Annotated in this window: 22 protein-coding genes, 3 tRNA genes and 1 riboswitch; of the genes, 14 read left to right on the forward strand and 11 right to left on the reverse strand. The window is 40.4% G+C overall.

Features of this window, described 5'->3' with window-relative positions; genetic code table 11:
* Nucleotides 1–21: 21 nt before the first annotated feature.
* Both nadC and JWG41_RS16650 read left to right on the forward strand, forming a co-directional pair.
* Nucleotides 22–885, forward strand: a complete 864-nt coding sequence (gene nadC, locus JWG41_RS16645; protein WP_205270944.1) for a carboxylating nicotinate-nucleotide diphosphorylase — start codon at nt 22–24, stop codon at nt 883–885.
* The gene (locus JWG41_RS16650; RefSeq protein ID WP_205270945.1) at nt 885–2,939 is read left to right on the forward strand and encodes a RelA/SpoT family protein; all 2,055 of its coding nucleotides are present in this window, start codon (nt 885–887) and stop codon (nt 2,937–2,939) included. The genes nadC and JWG41_RS16650 overlap by 1 nt, the downstream gene beginning before the upstream one ends.
* On the opposite strand, the gene JWG41_RS16655 is transcribed toward JWG41_RS16650, so the two are convergent.
* Nucleotides 2,929–4,257, reverse strand: coding sequence for an alpha-amylase family protein (locus JWG41_RS16655; RefSeq protein ID WP_205270946.1), 1,329 nt, complete (start codon nt 4,255–4,257; stop codon nt 2,929–2,931). The two genes, JWG41_RS16650 and JWG41_RS16655, sit on opposite strands and share 11 nt — an antisense overlap.
* Before the next feature lie 54 nt (nt 4,258–4,311).
* Here JWG41_RS16655 and JWG41_RS16660 point away from each other — a divergent pair, with 54 nt between their 5' ends.
* The 4 genes from JWG41_RS16660 to JWG41_RS16675 are packed head-to-tail and all read left to right on the forward strand — an operon-like array spanning nt 4,312 to nt 9,554.
* Complete coding sequence (locus JWG41_RS16660; protein ID WP_205270947.1) at nt 4,312–6,159, forward strand: extracellular solute-binding protein; 1,848 nt, start codon at nt 4,312–4,314, stop codon at nt 6,157–6,159.
* A gap of 30 nt (nt 6,160–6,189) precedes the next feature.
* Complete coding sequence (locus JWG41_RS16665) at nt 6,190–7,251, forward strand: hypothetical protein (protein WP_332461309.1); 1,062 nt, start codon at nt 6,190–6,192, stop codon at nt 7,249–7,251.
* Nucleotides 7,252–7,254: 3 nt separating this feature from the next.
* Complete coding sequence (locus JWG41_RS16670; RefSeq protein ID WP_205270949.1) at nt 7,255–8,814, forward strand: hypothetical protein; 1,560 nt, start codon at nt 7,255–7,257, stop codon at nt 8,812–8,814.
* Nucleotides 8,814–9,554 (forward strand): purine nucleoside phosphorylase YfiH/LACC1 family protein, encoded by a 741-nt coding sequence (locus tag JWG41_RS16675; RefSeq protein WP_205270950.1) that lies wholly within the window; start codon nt 8,814–8,816, stop codon nt 9,552–9,554. The genes JWG41_RS16670 and JWG41_RS16675 overlap by 1 nt, the downstream gene beginning before the upstream one ends.
* On the opposite strand, the gene JWG41_RS16680 is transcribed toward JWG41_RS16675, so the two are convergent.
* From JWG41_RS16680 to JWG41_RS16695, 4 genes are read right to left on the reverse strand one after another with little or no spacing between them, the layout of a single operon-like run.
* Nucleotides 9,535–9,945 carry a response regulator gene (locus JWG41_RS16680; RefSeq protein ID WP_205270951.1) on the reverse strand — a complete coding sequence of 137 codons (411 nt, stop codon included), beginning with the start codon at nt 9,943–9,945 and terminating at the stop codon, nt 9,535–9,537. The genes JWG41_RS16675 and JWG41_RS16680 overlap by 20 nt on opposite strands.
* A 15-nt stretch (nt 9,946–9,960) precedes the next feature.
* Nucleotides 9,961–11,040: a 3-isopropylmalate dehydrogenase gene (leuB, locus tag JWG41_RS16685; RefSeq protein WP_205270952.1), complete on the reverse strand. Its 1,080-nt coding sequence runs from the start codon at nt 11,038–11,040 to the stop codon at nt 9,961–9,963.
* The gene (locus tag JWG41_RS16690) at nt 11,037–12,254 is read right to left on the reverse strand and encodes an aspartate aminotransferase family protein (protein WP_205270953.1); all 1,218 of its coding nucleotides are present in this window, start codon (nt 12,252–12,254) and stop codon (nt 11,037–11,039) included. Before JWG41_RS16690 ends, leuB begins: the two co-directional genes overlap by 4 nt.
* Nucleotides 12,251–14,005, reverse strand: a complete 1,755-nt coding sequence (locus tag JWG41_RS16695; RefSeq protein WP_205270954.1) for a phospho-sugar mutase — start codon at nt 14,003–14,005, stop codon at nt 12,251–12,253. Before JWG41_RS16695 ends, JWG41_RS16690 begins: the two co-directional genes overlap by 4 nt.
* Nucleotides 14,006–14,051: 46 nt before the next feature.
* Between JWG41_RS16695 and JWG41_RS16700 the strand changes: the two genes are divergently transcribed.
* Together JWG41_RS16700 and JWG41_RS16705 are read left to right on the forward strand one after the other, a co-directional pair.
* A complete protein-coding gene (locus JWG41_RS16700) occupies nt 14,052–15,140 on the forward strand; it encodes a pyridoxal phosphate-dependent aminotransferase (RefSeq protein WP_205270955.1) in 1,089 nt (362 codons plus the stop codon).
* Complete coding sequence (locus tag JWG41_RS16705; RefSeq protein ID WP_205270956.1) at nt 15,122–15,880, forward strand: ribonuclease H-like domain-containing protein; 759 nt, start codon at nt 15,122–15,124, stop codon at nt 15,878–15,880. The genes JWG41_RS16700 and JWG41_RS16705 overlap by 19 nt, the downstream gene beginning before the upstream one ends.
* On the opposite strand, the gene JWG41_RS16710 is transcribed toward JWG41_RS16705, so the two are convergent.
* From JWG41_RS16710 to hemW, 4 genes are all read right to left on the reverse strand, one after another.
* On the reverse strand, nt 15,877–16,308 hold the full coding sequence (locus JWG41_RS16710) for a CBS domain-containing protein (RefSeq protein ID WP_205270957.1): 432 nt from the start codon (nt 16,306–16,308) through the stop codon (nt 15,877–15,879). The genes JWG41_RS16705 and JWG41_RS16710 overlap by 4 nt on opposite strands.
* 77 nt (nt 16,309–16,385) lie before the next feature.
* Nucleotides 16,386–16,458, reverse strand: a tRNA-Ala gene (locus tag JWG41_RS16715).
* A 9-nt stretch (nt 16,459–16,467) separates the two neighbouring features.
* A tRNA-Ile gene (locus JWG41_RS16720) sits at nt 16,468–16,541 on the reverse strand.
* Nucleotides 16,542–16,621: 80 nt separating this feature from the next.
* Nucleotides 16,622–17,794, reverse strand: a complete 1,173-nt coding sequence (gene hemW, locus JWG41_RS16725; RefSeq protein WP_205270958.1) for a radical SAM family heme chaperone HemW — start codon at nt 17,792–17,794, stop codon at nt 16,622–16,624.
* 4 nt (nt 17,795–17,798) lie between these two features.
* On the opposite strand from hemW, the gene JWG41_RS16730 reads away from it, so the two are divergent.
* From JWG41_RS16730 to JWG41_RS16750, 5 genes are all read left to right on the forward strand, one after another.
* On the forward strand, nt 17,799–18,281 hold the full coding sequence (locus JWG41_RS16730) for a hypothetical protein (protein ID WP_205271012.1): 483 nt from the start codon (nt 17,799–17,801) through the stop codon (nt 18,279–18,281).
* Nucleotides 18,282–18,343: 62 nt separating this feature from the next.
* A tRNA-Ile gene (locus tag JWG41_RS16735) sits at nt 18,344–18,417 on the forward strand.
* A gap of 26 nt (nt 18,418–18,443) precedes the next feature.
* Entirely contained in the window at nt 18,444–19,019 is a 576-nt protein-coding gene (locus JWG41_RS16740; protein WP_205270959.1) for a bifunctional nuclease family protein, read from the forward strand.
* 129 nt (nt 19,020–19,148) lie between these two features.
* Nucleotides 19,149–19,514 (forward strand): phasin-related domain-containing protein, encoded by a 366-nt coding sequence (locus tag JWG41_RS16745; protein WP_205270960.1) that lies wholly within the window; start codon nt 19,149–19,151, stop codon nt 19,512–19,514.
* An 82-nt stretch (nt 19,515–19,596) separates the two neighbouring features.
* Nucleotides 19,597–20,877, forward strand: a complete 1,281-nt coding sequence (locus tag JWG41_RS16750) for an MFS transporter (protein WP_205270961.1) — start codon at nt 19,597–19,599, stop codon at nt 20,875–20,877.
* Here JWG41_RS16750 and JWG41_RS16755 read toward each other — a convergent pair.
* Together JWG41_RS16755 and JWG41_RS16760 are read right to left on the reverse strand one after the other, a co-directional pair.
* Nucleotides 20,874–21,497: a hypothetical protein gene (locus JWG41_RS16755; RefSeq protein WP_205270962.1), complete on the reverse strand. Its 624-nt coding sequence runs from the start codon at nt 21,495–21,497 to the stop codon at nt 20,874–20,876. The genes JWG41_RS16750 and JWG41_RS16755 overlap by 4 nt on opposite strands.
* A 122-nt stretch (nt 21,498–21,619) precedes the next feature.
* Nucleotides 21,620–22,777 (reverse strand): Lsa36 family surface (lipo)protein, encoded by a 1,158-nt coding sequence (locus JWG41_RS16760; RefSeq protein WP_205270963.1) that lies wholly within the window; start codon nt 22,775–22,777, stop codon nt 21,620–21,622.
* A gap of 108 nt (nt 22,778–22,885) precedes the next feature.
* Here JWG41_RS16760 and JWG41_RS16765 point away from each other — a divergent pair, with 108 nt between their 5' ends.
* Nucleotides 22,886–23,257, forward strand: a complete 372-nt coding sequence (locus tag JWG41_RS16765) for a PilZ domain-containing protein (protein ID WP_205270964.1) — start codon at nt 22,886–22,888, stop codon at nt 23,255–23,257.
* 48 nt (nt 23,258–23,305) lie between these two features.
* A riboswitch (TPP riboswitch) is annotated at nt 23,306–23,422 on the forward strand.
* Nucleotides 23,423–23,489: the final 67 nt, after the last annotated feature.

Below are 23,489 nucleotides of genomic sequence, written 5' to 3' on the forward strand. Positions count from 1 at the left end.
TTGTCTAAAGAATAGGATGATATGATAAGAGGATATACAACACCTGTTACGGAAATTTCGGAGAAAGACTTTGAGTCACTGGTCACCCTTGCCTTAGAGGAAGATTTACCAGCCGGTGATATCACAACCGATGCTCTTTTCCGTTCTGATGAAATTTGCAGAGCAGAGTTACTTGCAAAAGAGGAAGGTGTTTTGTGTGGCCTTGCTGTTTTACCTTGTCTCATACAAAAAACAAATGCCAGTGTAGTTTGGAAACCCATTCTTTCTGATGGGGCAGTTCTTTCTCGGGGAACGGTCATCGGTTCTTTGGAAGGGTCTCTTGTTTCTGTTTTGAAAATGGAGCGGATTCTTTTAAATTTTATTCAATACCTTTCTGGGATTGCAACAAATGCAAGTAAGGTGGCAAAAGAGTTTCCTAACCTTCTGATTTTAGATACAAGGAAAACATTGCCTGGTTATAGAAAGTTAGCTAAGTATGCAGTTTACACTGGAGGTGGTGCTAACCACCGATTGAATTTGTCTGAAATGGCTATGCTCAAAGACAATCATGTAGCAAAAGCTGGATCTATCCAGTCCGCTGTGCAAATTGTTCGAAATGCTAATCCAGGGAAAAAAATAGAACTAGAAATTGATGGTCTCTCTCAATTGGATGAAGCTATGCAGTCAAATCCTGATATCATTTTACTAGATAATTTTTCTGATTTAGATACCGAAAAAGCCATCCAAAAAATTAAAACAAATTCTCCACAAATTCGTATTGAATGTTCTGGTGGGATCACCCCAGAAAAGTTACAGTTTCTTTCTCGTTTCCAAGACATCGGTGTGAGTATGGGATATTTAACTCATACTGTTAAGTTTTTAGATATAAGTTTGGATATCAAATAATGGGATTGTATCAAGATATAAAGGACAAACAAGAGTTATTCGATGCTGTCCAGAAAAGACTTGGTCCCGAAAAAGCTAACTTCATAGAAAAAGCATACAACGTTGCAGAAAAAATGCACGAAGGGCAAAAACGTTTGTCCGGTGAACCATATATCATTCATCCCATGAATGTGGCTTCTGTTTTGGATGAACTTGGTTTGGATGAAAGGGCAATTGCCGCCGGTCTTTTGCATGATGTCGTGGAAGACACAAGTTACAGCAAAGAGGAGATGACACGGGAATTTGGAGATGATATTGCCGCACTGGTAGAAGGTGTTACCAAAATTTCTGAAATCAAATCTCAATCCAAAGAAACGGAAGCCGCAGAGAATATTCGTAAGATGTTACTTGCTACCATCAAAGATGTGCGAGTGATGTTAATTAAACTAGCTGATAAAACTCATAACGTTCGTACTTTGAAATTCCAACCAGAAGAAAAACAAAAACGAATAGCCAAAGAAGTTTTATCCTTGTATGCCCCTATTGCGGGAAGGTTGGGTGTTTATAAAGTTAAGTTTGAGTTGGAAGATTTAGCTTTTCAGTCCTTACACCCTGAGGATTACCAAGAAATTAAAAAGCGTGTATCGGCCAAAAAGTCGGAACGTGATGAATACATTGAAAAGATAAAAATTATCCTCAAGCAAAGGTTAGCCGAGATAAGTATTGACGCTCGCCTCGATGGTCGAGCCAAACATTTTTATTCCATTTATCGAAAGATGGTGACAAAAGAAAAATCATTTGCAGAGATCTTTGACCTTCGAGCTCTTCGGATCATCACCAATGAAATTAAAGATTGTTATGGAGTGCTTGGAATTGTGCATACACTTTGGACTCCCATTCCCGGTAGGTTCAAAGATTATATCGCCACACCCAAAACTAACTTATACCAGTCTCTGCACACAACTGTTTTTGGGCCAGATGGCCGTCCTATGGAAGTACAAATCCGAACCAAGGACATGAATGCCATTGCCGAAAATGGTGTGGCTGCCCACTGGGCTTATAAAGAATCCACTAGTCTTACGAAAACTTCCGTAATTTTGCAGAATGGTGTAGAAAACGCCTTCCGAATGAAATGGTTAGAGATTTTGAAGTCTTGGCAAGACCCAAGTCTAGATTCGAAAGAATTTATGGAAGAACTTCAGTATGATCTGCATGAAGATGAAGTCTTTGTTTTTACACCCAAGGGTGAGATTATCGAAATGCCAAAAGGTGCTACTGTCCTTGACTATGCTTTTCGGATTCATACAGATGTTGGCCTTCATGCTCGCGGTGGAAAAGTCAACGGGAGAATGGTTACACTTCGTACGGAGCTAAAGTCTGGGGATCAGGTCGAGATCATTACGGAAAAAAATTCCAAACCATCGCCGATTTGGTTACGGATTGTAAAAACATCGGGCGCCAGACAGAAGTTACGTGCTTACTTTCGAAAGTTACAAGAGGATTCACAAAGAGAAACCATTGGTTCTGTTTTGGAAACATCAACACCGGCAATTGATGAAAACACCATTAAAGAAATCAAAAAAGTTAAAATCAAAAAACCGAATAAAGCCCATCCTCACCAAGAAGAATCTAAAGAATTTGGAATCTCTGTTGCAGGTTGGAATGATGTTCCTGTAAGGGTAGCATCATGTTGTACACCTATCCCTGGAGATGAAATCATAGGTTTTATCACAAGAGGTAGAGGAGTGAGTGTTCATAAAAAGGACTGCTCTACGGCAACCAAACAACTCGAGTGGATGAAAACCATTCCCGTTCGTTGGGAAGGGCCAGGGGAACCGATTCCGATTCAAATTGAAGTGCGTGCAAAGGATGTACAAGGAATTTATTTGTCTATGGTGGAATCCATTTCTAGCACAGAGACAAATATTTTGGAAGCTGGTGCCTCATCACATCCCAATGGAACTCTTACCGCCAAATTTATGTTAGAAGTGGATCATTTGGACCAATTAAAAGAAATTTTGGAAAACTTGCGAATGATCCAGGGTGTGGTTTTTGCGGAAAGGGTTAAAAAATAAACCATTGCACTTCGTTTGGTAAAAGTTTGAAGTAAATCCCTTCTTCGGAAGGGTTTTGGGGAAAACTTTGTCCGCTCACTAAATCGAGGAGTGTATCTTGGAATAGGATTCCTTCTTGGAAGGGAATCCATCCAGACACTTCGAAGTTTTGTTCATTCCATAAAATGATTTCTGTTCGATTCCCCGTTTGGATGGATTTGATAAACACGGAGTTCCCATTGAATTCTTTGTAATTTGGCCATAAAACAAAACTCTCTGGTCTTCGTTTCGAAATCACAGCAAAGGCTCTTATATAAAATTCCTCTACTGTCGAATCCCTTTCTTCTTCATCTGTTTGGACCATTTGGACAGGGATTTTTTTATTTAGTCCTAGTTCTTGCCCTGAGTGGAATAATAAAGTGCCTTCCGATGCGGAAAGAAGAGTGAAATAACTCTTGGATTTTTCACCAAATTGGTGTTTGGCTCTTTCTTCATCATGGTTTTCGATAAATCGTATTTTCTTTACATTAGAATTGTTCCTTAGATTTTCAGAAACAAATCCGAAGTTTTGTTTTTCAAAAGCATCATAGAGGGACTTATCATAGGTAGCATCAAATCCCAATTGTAGAAGTCTTTCTTCTAGTCCCCAATACACTTCTGCATAAAATTTAAAATGGGGAAATTCTACTCGAACCGATTGGATCACGTGGGCCCAGTTGTAGACAGATTTTTTTTCATGAGTTTTTTCAAAAACATCGGGAAGGAGTAACATCGCCATATCGCAACGAACACCATCGCATTGTTTGGCGATATTTTTTAAAATCTCAATATGTTTAACTTCTACACCTGGGTTTGCAAAATCCCATTGAATAGTGTCCGTCCAACCATCAAAGTAAGGATCTCTGCCGTGAACATAGACGTTCCCATTGGGATGTAGGAAGGAATTTTGAAAAGAGACGGAATCATTCGCAATTAAAAATAAATCAGGATGGGCATCTATTAGAGGAGAATCAACAGCCATATGATTGGGCACAAAATCGAGGATGAGTTTTTTCCCCAGTTTGTTGATTCTACCGTGGATCTTTGTTAGATCCTTCTCTTGGGAAACCAGTGAGTCTGGAATATAGTCAAAAACCGAATAAGGTGATCCGTAGATATCTTCTGGATGCACTGACTGTTTCACGGCGCGGTAGTTTGATTGGAGTCCTGGCATGGACCGTGCAATGGACCCGGACTTGGGGCTATTTTTCCAGACTCCCATCAGCCAAATTTCATCGGCCCATGGAAAGGGTGGGGTTTTTTCCAGAGTAGGAATCAGAGATTCCAATGGTTCCTTCATTTTTGTACAAAAAAGCCTTGAGCCTATCTCGTACAAATGGATTTGATGGAAGGGATGTTTCATAACAAAGTTCAATTACTCAAGTATAGTTCCTCCTTACGCAAGATAGTTTTGGTTGGTTTGACAGGACTTTTGTCAATGGTTTTAGCCTTAAATTGTTCTGAAGAAGATACAAAAGAATCCTTATCTAAGGTAAACGATATACCTTGGCAAGGGGATGTGGCTTCGATTCCGAATGCCCTCCGTTTGAAAAACCCAGTAGCTGACCCCAAAGCAAAAAAAGGCGGAAAGATCCGAATCTATTCTCATCAGTTTCCAAAATCGCTGAACTATTATTTGGATCAATTTACAACCACAGCTCGCATCTTTACTAGTTTGTATGAACCTCTCACAGGTTACCATCCCCTCACTCTGGAAACCATTCCTCATTTAGCAAGAGATTGGAAGATCTCTCCCGATAAGAAGAAATTTACTTTTTATTTGGATCCGAATGCTCGTTGGTCGGATAACAAACCCGTTACGGCCGATGATGTTATTTTTACTTATGACACCATCATGAATCCGAAAAATGGAACTGCGGTCTTCCGAGTCTCCTTATCTCGTTTTCTAAAACCTGTTAAAGTAGATGACCTAACCATTGTTTTTGAAGCAAAAGAAGTGCATTGGAATAACTTCAATGATATTGCTTCTTCTATTTTCATTCTACCCAAACACCATTTTGAAGGAAAAGATTTCAATAAAGAGAATATGGAATTCCCTGTTGTGTCTGGCCCATACAAAATTACGGAAGTAAAAAAGAACCGTTACATCAAGTTGGAAAGGAGAGGGGACTGGTGGCAAAGAGCTTATCCTTTTAATGAGGGACGAAACAACTTTGATCAAATTGTTTATAAAGTGTATAACGAAGAAGCCGTTGCCCTCCAAGCCTTCAAAAAAGGTGATATTGATATCTATCCTGTGTATTCCGCATTTGTTTGGGTAGAGGAAGCGAAGGGTGAACCTTTTGATAACAATTGGATTGCTAAACAAAGAATCTTCAATTTAAAACCCATTGGATTCCAAGGTTGGGCCATGAACTCAAGGCGTTCTATTTTCTCTGACAAACGAGTGAGAGAAGCAATGAACCTACTTGTGGATCGTAAACTCATGATCGATAAACTTGCGTATGGTGAATATGATCCAACGAACAGTTATTATCCTGACTTTTATTTAGGTGGTGAAAAAAATCCAAACCAACCCATAGAATTCAATATTGAAAAAGCAAGGAAACTACTTGCGGAAGCGGGTTGGAAACCGAATGGAGAAGGAATTTTAGAAAAAGATGGAAAACCATTCCAATTCTCTATCTTAGACCGAGATAAAAAAACAGAAAAGTATTTCACCGTTTTTTTGGAGAAGGCAAAGGAAGTCGGAATCCGTGCGTCCATCGATACTTTAGATTTAGCGGCATGGAGCGAACGAGTCGACAAATATGATTTTGATATGACTTGGGCTGCTTGGGGATCGGGAATCTTCAAAGATCCAGAATCACAATGGCTTTCTAAATATGCCAATGAAGAAGGCCAACCGAACCTACCCGGATTCAAACAGAGTGAAGTCGACAAACTCATCGAAAAACAAAAAACTGAATTTTCTGTTTCTAAACGAAATGAAATTTTGAAACAAATCGATCGGATTGTCTATAAAGAATATCCTTATGTTTTGTTATGGCACCTGCCAAGTACCCGTCTTCTGTATTGGCAAAAATATGGGGTTCCTAGTTTACCTCTTGGTAAATATGGAGATGAAAGTTTTTCTTCGGACTACTGGTGGTATGATGAAGAAAAAGATAAAAAGTTATCCGAAGCATTTTCCAAAAAAGAAAAATTCACTGATTACGAAGCTATTGTTCGTTGGAAGTAGAATCTAGAAGTGGAAGAAAAAAAAGGTCCAATCAAAGGAATCCGAGATAAGATCAGCCAACTCTGGAACCAATATCCAAACTGGGGAAAAATTCCCCAGTTTTTGGAGTTATTAGAAAAGGGCCTCGACAAAGAACTGTTTGTCGATCCTGATAAAAAAGAAATCCCCATTCCTCTTGAAGACCTTCCTGTTGATGAAGTATTAAGAAAGTCTGGTTTTTTTCGTAATCTTTACGAAAAACTTTTCCCTGTATCTCATGTATTTCGTATCACCTATCGGTATGATCGTGAGTTTTTGGATAACTTTATGCCACTCTCCAAGGATGGATACATAGGCCGAGGTTCTTACAAATTTGTTTACAAACTTCCTTGGAACCAAGTGGTCAAAATTGGAAAATCAAAGTTACCTTCTGATGTAATTTTTGGAACTCTTTTTAAGGAAGTAGGGCGAGATCTCGCTCGGTTTTTAAAACCAGAGGAGATCGAGTTACGTGATTATTTAAAAAGCCAAACTTCGAGAGATTCTAAAAAAGATGAAATCGATTTTAAATTCAAACGTTTGGGTTTAGAAAGATTACATTATTGGAAATTAAAATCTCTCATTCCTGATTTGGTGGTTCCGACACGATTTTTTATGGGACTACGAGTTCGAAACAATCCCTTTGGAATTCCCAATGTCACACTCACTCCTTGTGACCAACAACCACTACTTGCGGGAAAACATCTAAAAGAATTTACCATACGGAATGAAAAATTGGATCAAAATCCGATTTTAGATAAACTCTTCCCAAAATGGAAATTGAATTTTGACTCTCATCGGTTTGGAGTGATCTCTAAATCCAAACTAAAAAAAATTGCTGTTGATTTCAATCGTGTGATCCAAGTGACCAAATTTTTAGCAGAAGAAGAAAAATTGATTTTTGATATCCATGCCGAAAACATCATCATCACTCTTCCTGATTTTGAATTGAAGATTTTCGACTATCACGTATTTGACGACTACTTATATGAACCTTCTGAAGAGAATCCAACACCTGAGATGGATCATATCCAAATCATCGAAGAGTTTATCAAATCATTTGAATTGGACTAATTTATGTTATTTCTGAAAAGAAATCTTTTATCCTTTTATATCCTTTCTGCTTTCTTTTTTCTATTTGGATTCTACCAAGCCTATACTTGGAGGTGGATTTGTGATGATGCTTATATTAGTTTTGTCTATGCGAGAAATCTTTATGAAGGTTTGGGTCTTGTTTTTCATTGGGGAGAGAGGGTAGAAGGGTATACCAATTTTCTATGGACCATTCTTCTTTCCTTGGGATTTGTTATGGGCATCAAACCACAGATTCTCTCCATCGGCCTTGGAATTTTCTTTTATCTTTCTACTTTGTTTGTTTTTTTTCGAGAGGAAAATCGAGTTTCTCTTGGAAGAGTTTATCCACTTCTCATTGTCCATTTGAGTTTATTCTACCATCTCTTTATTTTTGCTAGTTCTGGACTTGAGACCTCTCTATTTACATTCTTAGTCTCTTACGGTTTATTGTTATGGAAAAAGGAAAGTGACTTACTTTTTCCCATCTTTTTACTTTCGGCTTTGGTTCGTCCAGAAGGGGCCCTCTTTTTGTTTTTAGCTTCTCTCCATTGGTTTTTTCGTAAAAAGTATGGGCCACCCATTGCCTTCGGAGTTTTGTTTTTATCTTTTTTGGGGTTTCGGTATTTCTATTATCAGGACATATTTCCCAATACCTTCTATGCCAAAGGAAATAAAGGGGCTTACTTTTTACAGGGATTGTATTATTTCCTCTACCTAATTAAATCCTATCCACTTTATCTTTTGGTTTTAGTTCTCGCGGGGATACAAATTTACAAATCCATTCGTGACCAGAAGGAACTTCGGTTTCTTACTTCTTCTGTATTGTTATACATTTTGTACGTTTTGTATGTGGGTGGGGATTTTATGGGAAATCGGTTCTGGATTCCGATTTTGCCGTATTTATCTTATTTAGCCTTTTTACAAATTCATGATTGGGATATGAATTCTCGGTTTCAGTCAAAGGAATCTAATTTTTTAATCAATCTATATGCAAAGAATCGGCTCCTTGTTTCCTTTTTCTTTATTTTGTCTACGGCAGTTTATATAGATCCATTGAAGGTAAATGGAGTTCGGATTCCCTATTGGCATGGGATTGGCGAAGAACGGGCGTTTTATGAAGACCATCTGGTCAGAACAGATGGTTATGATTTAGATTCACTTTCCGATTTCCGAGTCGCCTTTTTTGGAGCCCAGGCTCATTTCGTTTACTATCTAAGACCGGCCTATGCCTTTGAAGCGGAATCTGGTCTTACCGATCGGGAATTTGCAAAAAAGAAAATTACAAACCGCGGAAGGATCGGACATGAGAGCGAACTAGAAAAGGCAGATTTGGTCGATCGTAAGATAGATATCCTTCTCGACAACCGCCTTCATGGGACAAACTTACCCTTCGTCCAATACACTTGGAGAGCTCATCCCCTTCGTTTTTATATTTGGTCTTACGATCCCAATAAATTTCAGAAACTTTGTGTTCGGGAAGGTTGGGACTGCGCGAATTTATTTGAGACCTTCCAAACAAACCATTGGGACCTGAACCAAACAAAATCTTTTGGAAACTACTAATGGAATATTCCCAAGTTATCTCTACAAATTATGGAAAAATCAAATGGGGAACTGTCGGTAAACAGACATTAGAAGGTTTGCGGAATGAATTCCCATCCTATCCGAACACTCCCGAAGGATGGAAGGGATATGCGAAAAACTGGGTTGGTCGGGAATGGGAAAATAACTCCCTTCAGGTTGCCACACTCAATCAAGTTCATGGAAATACCATCCATTCCATTCCTCCTTTGTCAGAAACAACCAGTCCCGATTTAATCGCTGAAGGGGATGGGTTGTATACTGAATCGCCAAACACCTTACTTGTGGTTCGAACAGCAGATTGTGTTCCTGTCTTTATTTATTCCCACAAACGACCGTTTATTGCGATTGTTCATTCCGGTTGGAAGGGAACCAGTCTTGGAATTACAGAAAGGATGTTGGAAGAGATTCTTCGTTTGGGTTACGAACTAGAAGAACTTCATATGGAAATTGGACCTTATATCCAAGCGGAGGATTATGAAGTAGGGGGAGATGTCGCCGCACATTTCCTTCCTTTAGGAGAAGAGGTTTGTCGACCCAAAGCCTTGGGTAAGTTTTTACTCGATGTTGGTCTTGCGATTGAGAGGAGAGTTAGGGAGCGATTTGGGACTTCGATTGTGATTCGAAATTCTCGTATCAATGTTTACAAGAGCCCTCTTTACTTTAGCCATAGGGCAAAAGAAGAGGGCCGCAATTTAAACTTTATACTTTGGGAATCTTAAGAAGCGTTTCTTTGATTTTTTCTAGGATCTTTTCTCGTTTGATAGGTTTTACGATATAGTCCATCGCTCCATTTTCGAGAAGGGCTTTGATCACCGAAGGGGTATTTTCTTCAGAGATAAAAAGAATCCTTGGAAGTACTCCCATTTCTTTCATATCCCAGAAAGCTGCATATCCATCGACCTCAGGAAGGAAAATTTCAATCGTAACCAGATCAATCTGTTGGCGATTGTCCTTGTACATTTGTAAAAGTTCTTTTCCCGTCTCGGCAATTCCAATGATTTTGAAACCTTCTGATTCCAAAATCTGTTGGAGTTGTTTGGATTGAAATTTGGAATTCTCTGCGATGAGAATCTGATAAGGTCTGCCTGTCGGTCCGATGCCTGCTTGCATGATGTCCTCCGTAGTTTATCCAAGTGCCTTTTCGATTTCAACACCAATTTCTTTTGTACCGAGGACAGATGTGCCTTCTTCGGCGATATCTCCCGTGCGGAATCCCTTTTTTAGAACCGTTCGGATTGCATTTTCGATGGCCACAGCCTCTGTTTCTAACCCAAAAGAGTAACGGAGCATTAGGGCACCCGATAGGATTTGTGCTATGGGGTTTGCGATTCCTTTGCCTGCAATGTCTGGAGCCGATCCGCCGGATGGTTCATAAAGACCAAATCCAGATTCGGAAAGAGAAGCGGAAGGTAACATACCAATCGATCCTGTGATGATGGAAGCTTCATCAGAAAGGATATCTCCGAACATATTTTCGCAAAGCATCACATCAAATTGTTTTGGTTTTACGATGAGCTGCATCGCTGCATTGTCTACGTAGAGATGTTCTAAAATACAATCAGAGTATTCAGCTTTGTGGAGGGCCACAACCACTTCTCGCCATAACACTGAGGTCGTGAGAACATTTGCTTTGTCGATACTTGTGACTTTTTTATTTCGTTTTCTTGCCGCATCAAAGGCTGTGCGTGCAATTCGTTCAATCTCGCGACGAGAGTATCTCATTGTGTCGTAGGCAAATTCTTCTGGCCCACTTCCTTCTCTGCCTTTTGGTTTTCCAAAGTAGATTCCAGAAGTTAGTTCTCTTAGGATTAAAATATCAAGTCCATCTCCAATGATATCTCCACGGATGGGACTTGCTTTTTTGAGTTCCGGATAAATGATCGCAGGTCTTAAGTTTGCAAATAAATCAAAATGTTTACGTAAAGGGAGTAGGGCACCGCGTTCTGGTTGTCTGTCAGGAGGAAGTGTTTCCCATTTTGGTCCACCGACGGATCCAAAAAATATGGCACTGGATGATTCACAAAGTTTCAAAGTTTCTTCGGGAAGTGGAAATCCTGTGGCGTCAATGGCCGCTCCACCAACTAATGCATGTTCAAAGCTAAATTCTGAAGATTTATTTCCTAATGCTTTTTTGACCACAGTCAAGGCCACATCCATAACTTCTGGACCAATTCCATCACCGGCGAGTACTGCTACTTTTTTCATTTCATATCCTTTAATACTGATTCTAAAATATCCAATCCTTCTGTTGCTTTTTCTATGCTTAAGATGAGTGGAGGTATAATTCTAATTACATTCCCTGCGGTGCTATTCACAACAAGGCCACGTTTCAAACATTCTTCAACAACGGGTCTGGATTCGGAATACAATTCCACACCAATGTGTAAACCACGTCCTCTCACTTGTTTGATTTTTCCCGTGGATTCCATCATGGTTTTCAACCTTGCAAACATTTGTTCTGAAATCGTGGAGACATGATCCAGAAGATTACGAGACAAAATGATTTTGAATGTTTCGAAAGCCGCCACGCAAGCCAAATGATTTCCACCAAAGGTAGATCCATGCATCCCACGTTCCAAAACAGTTTCGTATTCTTTGGCAACAATAAGAGCTCCGATAGGAAATCCAGAACCGAGTGCTTTGGCAAGAGTGAAGGCATCCGGATACATTCCGTAATGTTCAAAACAAAACATCTTTCCTGTTCGTCCCATCCCTGTTTGGATTTCATCGAAAACAAGAAGTGAGTTTGTTTCTTCTGTGAGTTTACGTGCTAAGTTCACAAAGGATTGACTGAGTGGTACTACACCACCTTCGCCGATGATGAGTTCCATAATGATTCCAGCAATGGACTCACCGTATTGGTCAAAGGCTTGAATGAGAGAGTCTTCGTTATTGGCTTCTACAAAGTAGACATCCGATGCGAGTTCTCCAAATCCAGAACGAACGGCTTCATTTCCTGTCATCGTCATCGCAGAAAGGGTTCTACCATGAAAGCTAGAGTGGAGGGCAAGAATAACCGGTTTATCGATATTTTTTTTCACTCCATGTCTACGCATGAGTTTGAAGGCAGCCTCGTTTGCTTCCGTTCCCGAATTACATAAAAATACTTTTCCGGGAATACTATTTTCGATAATGACTTCGGCAAGTTTTGCTTGGTCTTCGGAGTAGTAGAGATTGGAGGAATGGAGGATTTTGTCCATTTGGTTGCGCATCGCTTCAATTAGGTCCGCTTCCCCATGTCCTAAATTGGACACAGCGATTCCAGCCAGGAAGTCAATATAACCTTTGTTATCTTGGTCAAAGATCATCTCACCGACACCATAGGTAAAAGCAATGGGGTAACGGTTGTATGTGTTTAAAAGGTATTTGTCAGAAAGTTTTTTGATTTCTTCAAATTTGGTTTTGGTTTCGTTACTCATTTTAGTCCTGCCAGTTGTAAAAATTCTGTTTCTGCTAAGGAAATTTCTTTCCCTAAAGATTCCCAAAGGGATGGGATCTCTGTTTGTTTTTTTGGTTTTTTTAAGGAAGCAAAGCTGGAGTATACCTTTACCTTGGGTTCTGTTCCCGAGGGACGAATGGTGAGTTTGGCATTTCCTTCCAACTCCACTTGGATGACATTGGATTTAGGCATTCCTTTAAAAACGGAAACCTTTGATTTCCCTTGTGCTTTTTGGATTTCGTAATCAAGAACTCCTACTACTTTACGTCCGCCAATTGTTTTTCCAATTAGGTTCTCCGTGCGTAATGTTTCGATGGACTTTTTGATTTTGTCCTGACCAGAACTTCCTTCCAAGGTTAAAGAATACAAACTTTCCCTGTACAATCCGTATTTTAAATAGATGGATTCTAAATAAGAAAGTAGATCCCCTTTTTCTGCTAGTATCTCCACAAAAAGTAAGGCACTCGATAGCGAGTCTTTGTCCCGAACAAAAGGTACGGGTAGGTATCCATAAGACTCTTCTCCACCAAACAAGAATATGTTATTTTTCTTGGATTCAATTTGTTTCATCTCTTCTGCGATGTATTTGAATCCCGTAAGTACATTCTTAATTTTGATTCCATTCTTTTTGGCAATGGCTTCTTGTAAGTCCGTAGTAACTATGGTTTTTACCAAATGGTAGGTTTTGGTTTTCGATTTTTTTCTTTCGGAAAGGTAAGCTGCCATAATGGAACCAATTTGGTTTCCGTTTAGGTATTCATACTCGCCGTCCGCACGACGGACTCCCACTCCAAGTCTATCCGCATCGGGGTCGGTCGCAATAAAGGTGGCTGCCTTTTTCTTTTTGGCATAAAACTCACATAAGGCGAGGGCTTCTTTTTCTTCCGGGTTTGGATACTTCACTGTTGGGAATTCCCCGTCCGGTTTTTTTTGTTCCGGAACCAAAAATACAGATTTGTATCCAAAGAAATTTAACATTTCTTTCATATAGTCTCCGCCAGTTCCATGTAACGGAGAGTATACGATTCCTAAACTATTTCTTGTTTTTGGTTTTACGGAAGAAAGAATTCCTGCTTGTTTTAAATCTTTTAAATAGGTTTTGAATACAATAGGTCCGACAGGTTTCACTAATTTTTTATATTCTTTATCAGTCTTTTTCACAAGAGGAACTTCTGACCAATCGTTGATATTACTAATTCTCCCTATGATGAGAGAATCATCCGGGGGAACGAGTTGTCCTCCATCTGCAAGATAGGCTTTGAATCCATTGTATTCTGGTGGGTTGTGGGAAGCTGTGATGACAATTCCACCACTGGCTTTGTAATAACGAATGGCATAAGAGAGAAGTGGGGTGGGAGTTACCTTAGGAAAAATATAAACTTTAACTCCAAGTTTGGCGGCAATGCCTGCAGATAGTTCGGCAAATTCTTTAGAAAGCCTTCTGGAATCATAAGCGATGACAATCGAGGCATCTTTTTTTGTGTCCCTTAAGTAGCTGATAAAACCAAGAGCGGCACGACCTACAGTGTAGAGGTTCATCTTGCCGATTCCATTTCCAATCTTTCCTCGAATCCCGCCGGTTCCAAAAGTGAGTGGAACGGCAAAGGCATCTACGAGTTCCGAGGATTCGCCTTTTTGCCAATCTTCATAAGCCTTTTTGGCTTCATTCTGGATTTCCGATGAAAAAGGTGATTTCGTCCAAGATAGGATATGGTCTTCTGGTTTCAACATAGCTTACATACTAATCTTTTGAAGCTAAGCAGTCTGGAAATCAATTTTGGAACCTAGAGAATTTTTCATTGAAGATCGGTTGGAACGATTCCGCCTAAAAGCATTTTGCAATTTAGGAGAGAGTGGGCTTTCGCATTTCCTTTTGGAAGAGGTGATGGGAATGGGGCAAATTTCTTGGAACGACCTTGCCCAAATTCCGATGAACGATTCACCAAACCAAGGTTCCCTCGAACTACGACAGGCCATTGCTGATTTGTATCCAGGAGTCAGTCCAGAACAAGTGCTCGTCACTACAGGGACAGGTGAGGCTTTGTACTTAGCCTTCCATGTCGCCTTACCACCGAAAGTAAAAGTGGCCCTTGTTTGGCCGGCCTTCCAAGCCCTCTATGAAATTCCGAAAATGCTCGGAGCAGAGATCATCAAAGTTCCGCACGAAAAGGCATTCCTTGCATCCACTTGGAAAGATATGGATGCCGATTTATATATCCTCAATCATCCGCACAATCCGACAGGAAAGACCTTTGTCGATTCCGAATGGAACGCACTTTTAACTCAGTTTCGAGAACAAAAGAAAACCGTTCTCTTTGACGAACACTACCGATTTTTACCGGGCACTGGAAGTCTCGGGCGAACTGGTGTGGATCCTAAACATTCTTTTTATGGAACCGGTTCCTTTACGAAATGTTTTGGAGTCACAGGACTTCGAGTGGGATGGCTTGTGGCCGAGGAGTCTTTTATCAAACGGGCTCGTTCTTATAAAGACTACTTAACTCATACCGTTTCGCCCATTTCCGAACGGATTGCACTCGCCCTTCTCAATTCCAAAGAAAGTTTCCTTCCCCAAATCCAAAGAGGAGTGAGGGAGAACATTCGACTCTTCGATTCTCTTTGGAAAGAACTTCCTCATACCAAATCCTTCACAGCACCCGAAGGAGGACTTGTGGGTTGGTTGGAATTGGAGAGTGGCATATCCTCGGAATTGTATGCGGACAAACTTTTCGAAAAAACAGGGGTATTTGTTTTGCCTGGGATTAACTTTGAAGAAGAAGGTTACTTGCGCATTGGATTTGGAGAGAGAGAGGACAAAGTGAAAGAAGGCCTTTCTCGGTGGAGAGAATGTACGGATCTCATTTAAAGTCAAGCCTCCAACTATTTCCTGGGATTGGAGAAAGAAAGGAGAAACAACTGTTTGGTGTTGGTGTATACGATTGGGAATCTCTCATCCAATACCAAAAACAAAAAAACGAACCACTCCTTCCTTCCGTATCAATTTTACAAGAACGAAGGGAAGAATTGGAAGACCAATTGTCAGAAGCCAATTTTAATTTTTTTACTACAGAACTTCCGAGTCTAGAGTATTGGAGGTTATGGCAAAACTTCCCCGAACGATTTTGTTTTTTAGATATTGAAACCACGGGAATTTCGGAATCTTCCGTGACGACAGTGGTGAGCATTTATCAAAATCACAGAATGCAAACCTTTGAACGAGGTAAAGACCTCGAATTTCTTTTTGATTCCATCTCTCCCGAAGACATACTTGTGACTTACAATGGGAAACGGTTTGATGTTCCTTTTTTAGAAAGGGAATTTCGTTACCGAGTGAAAAACCCGCAACTGGATTTGATGAACCTCTTACATTCGATTGGGATCAAAGGGGGATTAAAAAAATCAGAAGTGCAACTGGGCCTGGTTCGTCCTGAGGAAATTGCAGGAATGGATGGAAGGCAAGCTCCACTCCTTTGGTTTGAATACCAAAGAACAAACAACCTAGAGGCATTGGAAAAACTCATCGCCTATAACAGAGAAGATACTAAAAATCTAGAAATTATATTAGAGAAAACAATCGATAGGCTGACTGAGAATCGTTTGTTTTAGTGTGGCCCATACATATACTCGCGGAGTATACTCATCTCGGCTTGGGTTCTTGTTAGTTTTGTTTTCACCGCATCTCCGATAGAGATGAGTCCAATGATTTTGTCCCCATCTAGAACTGGCATATGACGGAAACGTTTTGTGATCATGTTGTTTAGAATATCATCCACATCTTCATCGGGACCTGCCACAGTGAGTTGTGTGGTCATCACATCTTTCAATTTGATTTTATCTAAGTTTGTGTGATCTTTGGCAACCACTCGCATCAAATCTCGTTCCGTAAAAATTCCCACAAGTTTCCCTTGGAAGGTAACAATGAGAGATCCGACTTTGGCACCAACCATCATCTGGGTGGCTTCCAATACATTTCTATCTTCTTCGATGGAAAGAACGGAGGACGCTTTGTCTTTTAAGATATCTTTTACGGACATGATTCCTATCGGTTTATAGGAATTGAGAGAGATAGCAAGAAATTTTTAGGAGGAATGCGAGGAAAGACACGGGTTTTTGGAGCGTATCGGGATCGAACCGATGACCTTCTGAATGCAAATCAGATGCTCTCCCAGCTGAGCTAACGCCCCGTATCTTCATGGGCCTGACAAGATTTGAACTTGTGACCCCTCGCTTATCAAGCGAGTGCTCTAACCAACTGAGCTACAGGCCCGGGATACGAACAGTATTTTTCGACAGGGGTGCCTGGGCAATCTTTTTTTAAGATTATTTTAAGAAAGTCATCAGGAAAATTTAGAGTGAAATTTCTAAGATTAGATCATCTAACAGAAGTAATGCCGCCGGTTTCCATTGAAACACACCTTTCTCGAGTGAACAATAACCCTTTTTTTCCCATCCTTCAATGGTCCTGATGTATTTGATTTTTGTATTGGTATCTAAATAGGTTTCTATAAAATCCAAATACCGAAAAGGGGAAAACAATCGGAATAACGTAAGGCTAAGTTCTGTTGATGGATCAGCCGGTTCATATTTTGTGTTTGTTTGTTTTTTCTGATACAGACTAGAGTTTCTGGGATTGCCATACCTTTGTCCTTCGATCATTCCATGAGCCCCAGGTCCAATGCCTAAGTAAGGTTCATAGGTCCAATACTTGAGGTTGTGTCTAGATTCAAATCCAGGTTTTGCATAGTTGGAAACTTCATACCAGTTGTATCCATGTTTTTTGAGTAAGTCCGGCAATTGCGTGAGGATTTCCGATTGGATGTTTTCTTCCGGTTCGCTTTTTTTATGATCCGTAACATCGCGAGAATACTGAGTTCCCTTTTCTAAAGTTAAAGAATACAAGCTCAAATGGGGAAGGCCGGCTTCTAAAAAAAGATGGAGATCTCTATAAAAAGAATCTTTGGAAACTCCCGGAATTCCATACATCAAATCGATTCCCACGCGCTGGATCGGAGAATGGGTGAGAACATCGACAAGAGAGTCGTATCGCTCATGATCATAGTGGCGGCCAAGAAATTCCAATCCTTTGGGCTCTAGAGTTTGAACCCCCACATTCACTCGGTTGATTCCTATCGAATGGTATTCCTCTAAAAGCTCTGCATTTAAGTCTTCCGGGTTTACTTCAATGGAGATTTCTGTATCACTTTCGAAAGGGAATTCGGAGCGTAAAAAATCCAGGAGTTCTTTCCAACTCTTAGCAGAAGCTTTGGAAGGAGTTCCACCACCAAAAAAAACCGTATCGATGGTGCGGTTTTTCAGATTAGGAAACAGGTTTGCCCTTTCTAAAATTTCTTTTTGGTAGGATTGGAAAAGCGACTTTTCATCGTTAGCTGGGGCAGCTCCAATTCCTTCGGAATAAAAATCACAATAGTCACATTTTTTGAAACAATACGGAAAGTGGACATAGACTCCCAAATACGAATTTCGGACTTGCCAGATGGATTGTTTGTCTAATAATTCCATGAGTATGAGAGGGTTTGTATCGATTCTGTTATTTTTTGGAATCTCTACTACTGCGATCCTTTCACAGACACTTGTGGAACCAAACCAAAACTTTGTTTGGGAAAGTTTTTCTTTTGTCTTTCCGGAAGCAGTCGTGGTGAAGTTGGAATCCACAGCTAGTAAAAAACTTACCGTTTATCCTGCTAAACGTGATGGATTTTTTATGGTCGTCAGAACTCTTCCCTGGAAGGAACCATTGGTTGATAAAAAACTTTGGATGGATTCTGTTTTTACAAGAGGGATCGAACCAAAACAGTTCCAAAAGACTCTCGGAAATCAAAACTTTCAAATCTTTCAGGCGGACCAAGTCCGAAACCAAAATGCACTTCGGAACCAAGTATGGATTGGTTTGGATTCAAACCCCGCTGTATGGATCTGGATTCAATGGAAGAGTGATCGAAAAGACCTTACGGAATTCTTTGAATCCAACCTGTTTCTTCCGCTTTAATGGTAGTCTCTTGAGTTTTATGCTTGTCTCCACTTATTTCTTGGAAAGATTGGAAGTCAGTGGGGCCTATAGCTCAGTTGGTTAGAGCAGCAGACTCATAATCTGCGGGTCGAAGGTTCGAGCCCTTCTGGGCCCACAAAACAGGAAAGGAATCGATATTATATGGAGTTTTATGAAGTAAAAATCTCTGATATCAGCCTGACCAATGTAGGCTTTGCTGTATTCTTACGACCTAAGGATTCGGATGATAAACGTGTGGTTCCCATCTTTATTGGACCATTAGAAACCCATTCGATCACTACCGTCATCGACGGAACCAAACCCCCAAGACCAATGACACATGACCTCATGTTGTACATGTTAACTTCCCTTGGTGCGACCGTTTTAAAAATCACAATCGAAGAAATCATAGATAGTACATTTTATGCAAAGATCCAACTCCAAAAAGAGGACGAGATCATCACTCTGGATGCAAGACCTTCTGATTCCATAGCCCTTGCTTTACGGGCCAATGCTCCTATTTTTATCGCCAAATCGGTATTAGATGAAACTGGGATCATTATGAAGGAAGAGGAAATGCAAGGGGAGAGTATTTCCTCTGAGAAAAAAATTCAAGCCCTACCGAAGTCGAATTTGCAGATCCTAGAAGAAACTTTGGAAAATGCATTAAAAACCGAAGACTACGAAACTGCGGCCAAAATCAGAGACCAAATCAAAAAACTCATCGAAAACAGTTAAGACGGATCCCGCTCTTAACTATGTCTCATAGAAAATTGATACATTAGAATTTTTTAATTGTAATCCCACCTTTTCTTACTTAGACTTGGATTCCAAAAATAGGGTCTGTTCCCTTTATAGGAAAGTTGTATGGAAAAATTGGTTATGGATGTTGTCAATGCTGGAATCGCTCTCTTTCGTTCCGGCGAAGAAAAGTTAAAAACCGCTGTTGTTGATTTAGAAAAAGTTTATAATGATCTAAAATCAAAAGGGGAATTGGACAAATCGGTCGAGTCTCAAAAGATTCGTGACCTTCTAAGCAAAACTATTGCAGACGCTCAAGGAGCAATTGGAAAAACTAACGCTAGTTATGATGAGGTGCTTGCAAAACTTCAGGCAAATTACCAAACCATTTACCAACAAATTGATACGGCAATTCCTCCTCAAGTGAAGGAAAAGTTGAAACAAACGTTAGATGAGTTGAAAGTTTTAATTGATAAAGCAAAATCAAAATAAGACTATAGTTTCCAGTAAAATTTAAGAAAAAGCCATAGAGATTTCTGTGGCTTTTTTTATTTGTTCCCAGAGACTAGCCTAGATGAGTACGTCTCCCAAGCGAATCAAATTCATACTTTTCCTGATTGTGTTTACGGACATGATGGGTTTTTCCCTTTTGTTTCCTCTCTTCCCCAAAACTTTAGAATTCTTCTTATTAAAAGGTGACGATGCTCTGTTCCGAATGTTTTATTCCACAGCGAACCTTTTGTCCTTTGGGGGAGATACCAAATACACCTTTGTATTGTTTGGTGGAATATTGGGGAGTATTTATAGTTTTTTGCAATTTATAGCAGCACCGGTTTGGGGAAGGTTCTCTGATCATTCGGGAAGGCGGGCTATTTTACTTTTTACCACTCTTGGAAACACCCTTGGTTATATCCTTTGGTTGTTTTCTTCTCAGTTTTGGATGTTCGTACTCAGTCGTGTGATTACAGGAATGATGGGCGGGAATTTGTCTGTGGCATCCGCAGCTATGGCGGACCAAACGGATGAGAAATCAAGAGCAGCGGGGATGGGATTTCTTGGCGCTGGGATTGGTCTTGGATTTGTGATGGGACCACTTCTCGGAGGGATTAGTTCCCAGTGGACATTTTTAGATTTTTTATATAAAGAAGGGAGTGCTGTTGTTTTTCCGGCTTCGGCCCTATTTGCCATTTTGGCTTCTTTACTCACAGTCATTCTTGTTTTTGTTTTTTTACCGCAAAACAAACCAGAAGTAGTTCCTGAAAAAGAAATTCATCCCTTCCTTTCTTTAAAGAAAATTGAATCTCGTAATTTAGTTCGTATTTCCCTTTTGAACTTACTTTTTGTTCTTAGTTTTTCAGGTTTTGAGTTTGTTGTGAATTTTTTTCTCTCTGATAGTTTCCAATTTTCCCCAAAAGAGATTGGGTTTACCTTTTTATACATTGGGATCATCATCATACTTGTGCAAGGTGGTGTGGTTCGTAGACTTTCAGGAAAAATTTCGGAAAAACGAATCTCTCTTTATGGGGCAGTCCTTGTTGTCACTGGAATGGGACTTCTTGTTTGTTTTGGAACCAGTTTTACCGGACTATTTGTATCTTTATTCTTTTTGGCCTTTGGAAGTGCTCTTGTGAATCCAGGGCTTTCTTCTTTTGCATCCCTGGAAAGTGGGAGAGGGGATTTGGGCAGGTCACTCGGTCTCTTCCGAAGTTTTGGTTCCCTCGGAAGAGCGGTTTCACCCGTCGTATTTTCTTTATTATACTTTCAAAAAGGCCCGAGTTTGGCGTTTTTTGTTTCCTTTGTCCTTCTGATTGGATTTGGAATTTTACTTTTTACACAAAAAGAAAAAACAACTTAAAGAAAGGATTCTAACTTCGCACGAAGCATAGGAAAGAGCACTTTCTCATCCAACTTCTCTCCTGTGAGGGAAGTGCGGAGTAAAAAACTATCTCGAATTTTACCGTCAAAACTATTGGCAGTAAAACTAATGATATCAATTCCTAAGTGAAAAAGAGACTCTGTAATTTGAAATAGAATTCCCGGTGTGTCTTTCATTCGTAAATCCATTACAGTAAAGTCAGAAGAGATAGGATTGTAGAGTTTGAGTGTGGCTTCCGAATCACCAATTTTACGTACCAACACTTCTTCCTTAGCATTCTCACGTAAGTACATAGCCACTGTTTTTCCTTCGTAAAACAGAGAATAGAGATCCGTTCTGATTTGACTCAAAAGTTCTTCTGTCATCTCTCCCCCGTCCCAACTCCGAATCACAAATAGATCTTGCACATGTCCATCACTCGCAGTTTCGGCAACAGCTTCTAAAATATCCCAACCATGATTGTAGAGCACAGAGGTGACCCGGTAGAGAATTCCCAAATCATCCTGGGAAAGGGAAATTTTGAGTAGGGTCGTATCTTTTCTTGGGACACAAGAAACATGTAGGATTGGTTTTTTGATTTCTTGCATAGTTTGCGCCATAGAACTCTCCCTTAAAATCGGCATTCTGCTTAGAACATAAACAATCGATGCCTGGAAATCCCCGCACCGGTTCTAAAATAGCCGTTCTCTAACGAAATTGCAAAAAGGGTGCCAAGTATTCGTTAGAACGAAATTTTTGCTCCGAGCATCACAGACTGGACGTTTTGAGCCACTAGGGCTTCGACTGTGATTTTTGTGATGAGAGCATTGATTTCGATCCCTGCGATGAGAAAGTTCGTCGTGTTTGGTGCTTGTGCCTTACCACTTAAGTCCATAGTCAGAGTTCCTGTTTTGGTTTGGCCGAGAGCGGAAGTGGGGATGAGGGCGGCAATCTCTGGAGAGAGGGAAGCAGAGATGGCATTGGAATCCAAAGCCAAAGTGAGAGGGCCTGAACGGGTTAGGTTTAAGGTAGAACTTCCAAAGTTCATGGAAGCACCGGCACCAGCAAAGATCGTAAAGAAATAGAACATACGAAATCCAGTACGAATGTCCAAGGGGACACTTGTGACCGTACTAGAATAGTTAAACGTTGTGGCACCACCCCAGGTTCCGATGGCAGGACCTAGAGCCAATGTTTGTGTTTTGTTATCGTTATAAGTGACGTCGATGACTTGTCTTTGGTAATGGAGACCAAGTCCCATAGAGATTCCAGAGAATTCAAAAAGCCCGATTCCATCCGAATAGTTTTCTACAATATGAAATCGTAAGGTAAAACCACCACTTGTAATGTCTCCACCAAGCTCCACGTTTTTGTTTTGCGCTTCTATGGCCTTTTGTACATCCCCTTGGGCAAAGTTGAATTTGAATCCATGAAGGTACAAGTTGAATCGATGTAGGAAGGTTTTGAGTTCTGGTTCTGTATCCGAGGGTCCCCCTCCCATAAGCCAACCTAAATTTACCGCCACAACAAAGTTAGGCGCAAGGGAGGCACCCACGTTCGGGAGTTTTTGAAAACTTAAACTTTGGTAAGCCACATTGATATCTTCTTTTTGTTGGCCCGCAACAGTAAGGCCCGCTCCCACTTGGAACCGGTTCACAATTCCTGGTCCCATGAGTGATGAGTTGATATTGGAAATGACAGCGGCCTCGGACATGGTAGCGAGCACTTTGTCCGTGTATTGGAGTTGTAAGGCTGTATCGGCGCTATTGATTTGTGATTGGATGGTAGTGGGGAGGATGGTACAAGCATCTCCACTACAAGTCACTTTTGCCTGCAAGGAAAGATTCACAAGGAGGCTCGAACTGATTGTGAGGAATAGAACACCAATACGGAATTTCATGTCGCCCCTATTATACCAAATATCGGAGATTGGTCTATGCTTTCTTAACAACTGAGGGTGGTTCTATTTCCTAGTTTACAAGTTAGAATTTCCGTAGAATATAAGGCCATGGCACCCATCCAAGAAAAACGGAAATATGTCCGCGTACAACCACTGGAAAATGAACCAGTCGAAATCCATCTGATGGGGACAGCCCTTTTGGATGTCCTACAAGCGAGCGACATAAGTTTGGGCGGTATTGGAGTCATTGCTCCCAATCACTTTGATGAATGGGATATGAACGAAACCGTGGAAATCCTTGTCGCACTCCCGGGAGATTTGGAAGACTTTCTTGCCCGTGGTGTGATCAAACAGATTGGCAAAAAATCGAAAGAAACGGGAGTTTACGGGGTACAATTCACAGAAATGGGTCCCAAAGGCAAACAAGACCTGCAAGTCTATGTCAACCGTATGGTGAGACTTGGCCGCGAATTAAAATAAGATCTTTTGATAATGGTTGTCAAAAAAATACAACCATAGTAAATGATAGGTAACCGTTAGGGGTGCTTGTTTCTGGAAACTGAATGTGACCGGAAATGGGCTGAGAAATACCCTTTTGAACCTGATCCTGGTAATGCTTGCGAAGGGAAACGAGAAAAGTGCAAAGTCTTGTTTAAGGATTACCTCTATCCTTAATTTCTAGAATTCTTCTCTTTTGTTTTCCAAACACTTC

This window comes from Leptospira chreensis (assembly GCF_016919165.1).
GTDB lineage: Bacteria > Spirochaetota > Leptospiria > Leptospirales > Leptospiraceae > Leptospira_A > Leptospira_A chreensis.

Excerpts from the sequence above, each read along its gene's own strand:
- nadC (WP_205270944.1), top strand. The coding sequence starts at position 22 with ATGATAAGAGGATATACAACACCTGTTACGGAAATTTCGGAGAAAGAC.
- JWG41_RS16650 (WP_205270945.1), top strand. The coding sequence starts at position 885 with ATGGGATTGTATCAAGATATAAAGGACAAACAAGAGTTATTCGATGCT.
- JWG41_RS16655 (WP_205270946.1), bottom strand. The coding sequence starts at position 4,257 with ATGAAGGAACCATTGGAATCTCTGATTCCTACTCTGGAAAAAACCCCA.
- JWG41_RS16660 (WP_205270947.1), top strand. The coding sequence starts at position 4,312 with ATGTTTCATAACAAAGTTCAATTACTCAAGTATAGTTCCTCCTTACGC.
- JWG41_RS16670 (WP_205270949.1), top strand. The coding sequence starts at position 7,255 with ATGTTATTTCTGAAAAGAAATCTTTTATCCTTTTATATCCTTTCTGCT.
- JWG41_RS16675 (WP_205270950.1), top strand. The coding sequence starts at position 8,814 with ATGGAATATTCCCAAGTTATCTCTACAAATTATGGAAAAATCAAATGG.
- JWG41_RS16680 (WP_205270951.1), bottom strand. The coding sequence starts at position 9,945 with ATGCAAGCAGGCATCGGACCGACAGGCAGACCTTATCAGATTCTCATC.
- leuB (WP_205270952.1), bottom strand. The coding sequence starts at position 11,040 with ATGAAAAAAGTAGCAGTACTCGCCGGTGATGGAATTGGTCCAGAAGTT.
- JWG41_RS16690 (WP_205270953.1), bottom strand. The coding sequence starts at position 12,254 with ATGAGTAACGAAACCAAAACCAAATTTGAAGAAATCAAAAAACTTTCT.
- JWG41_RS16695 (WP_205270954.1), bottom strand. The coding sequence starts at position 14,005 with ATGTTGAAACCAGAAGACCATATCCTATCTTGGACGAAATCACCTTTT.
- JWG41_RS16705 (WP_205270956.1), top strand. The coding sequence starts at position 15,122 with ATGTACGGATCTCATTTAAAGTCAAGCCTCCAACTATTTCCTGGGATT.
- JWG41_RS16710 (WP_205270957.1), bottom strand. The coding sequence starts at position 16,308 with ATGTCCGTAAAAGATATCTTAAAAGACAAAGCGTCCTCCGTTCTTTCC.
- hemW (WP_205270958.1), bottom strand. The coding sequence starts at position 17,794 with ATGGAATTATTAGACAAACAATCCATCTGGCAAGTCCGAAATTCGTAT.
- JWG41_RS16730 (WP_205271012.1), top strand. The coding sequence starts at position 17,799 with ATGAGAGGGTTTGTATCGATTCTGTTATTTTTTGGAATCTCTACTACT.
- JWG41_RS16740 (WP_205270959.1), top strand. The coding sequence starts at position 18,444 with ATGGAGTTTTATGAAGTAAAAATCTCTGATATCAGCCTGACCAATGTA.
- JWG41_RS16745 (WP_205270960.1), top strand. The coding sequence starts at position 19,149 with ATGGAAAAATTGGTTATGGATGTTGTCAATGCTGGAATCGCTCTCTTT.
- JWG41_RS16750 (WP_205270961.1), top strand. The coding sequence starts at position 19,597 with ATGAGTACGTCTCCCAAGCGAATCAAATTCATACTTTTCCTGATTGTG.
- JWG41_RS16755 (WP_205270962.1), bottom strand. The coding sequence starts at position 21,497 with ATGGCGCAAACTATGCAAGAAATCAAAAAACCAATCCTACATGTTTCT.
- JWG41_RS16760 (WP_205270963.1), bottom strand. The coding sequence starts at position 22,777 with ATGAAATTCCGTATTGGTGTTCTATTCCTCACAATCAGTTCGAGCCTC.
- JWG41_RS16765 (WP_205270964.1), top strand. The coding sequence starts at position 22,886 with ATGGCACCCATCCAAGAAAAACGGAAATATGTCCGCGTACAACCACTG.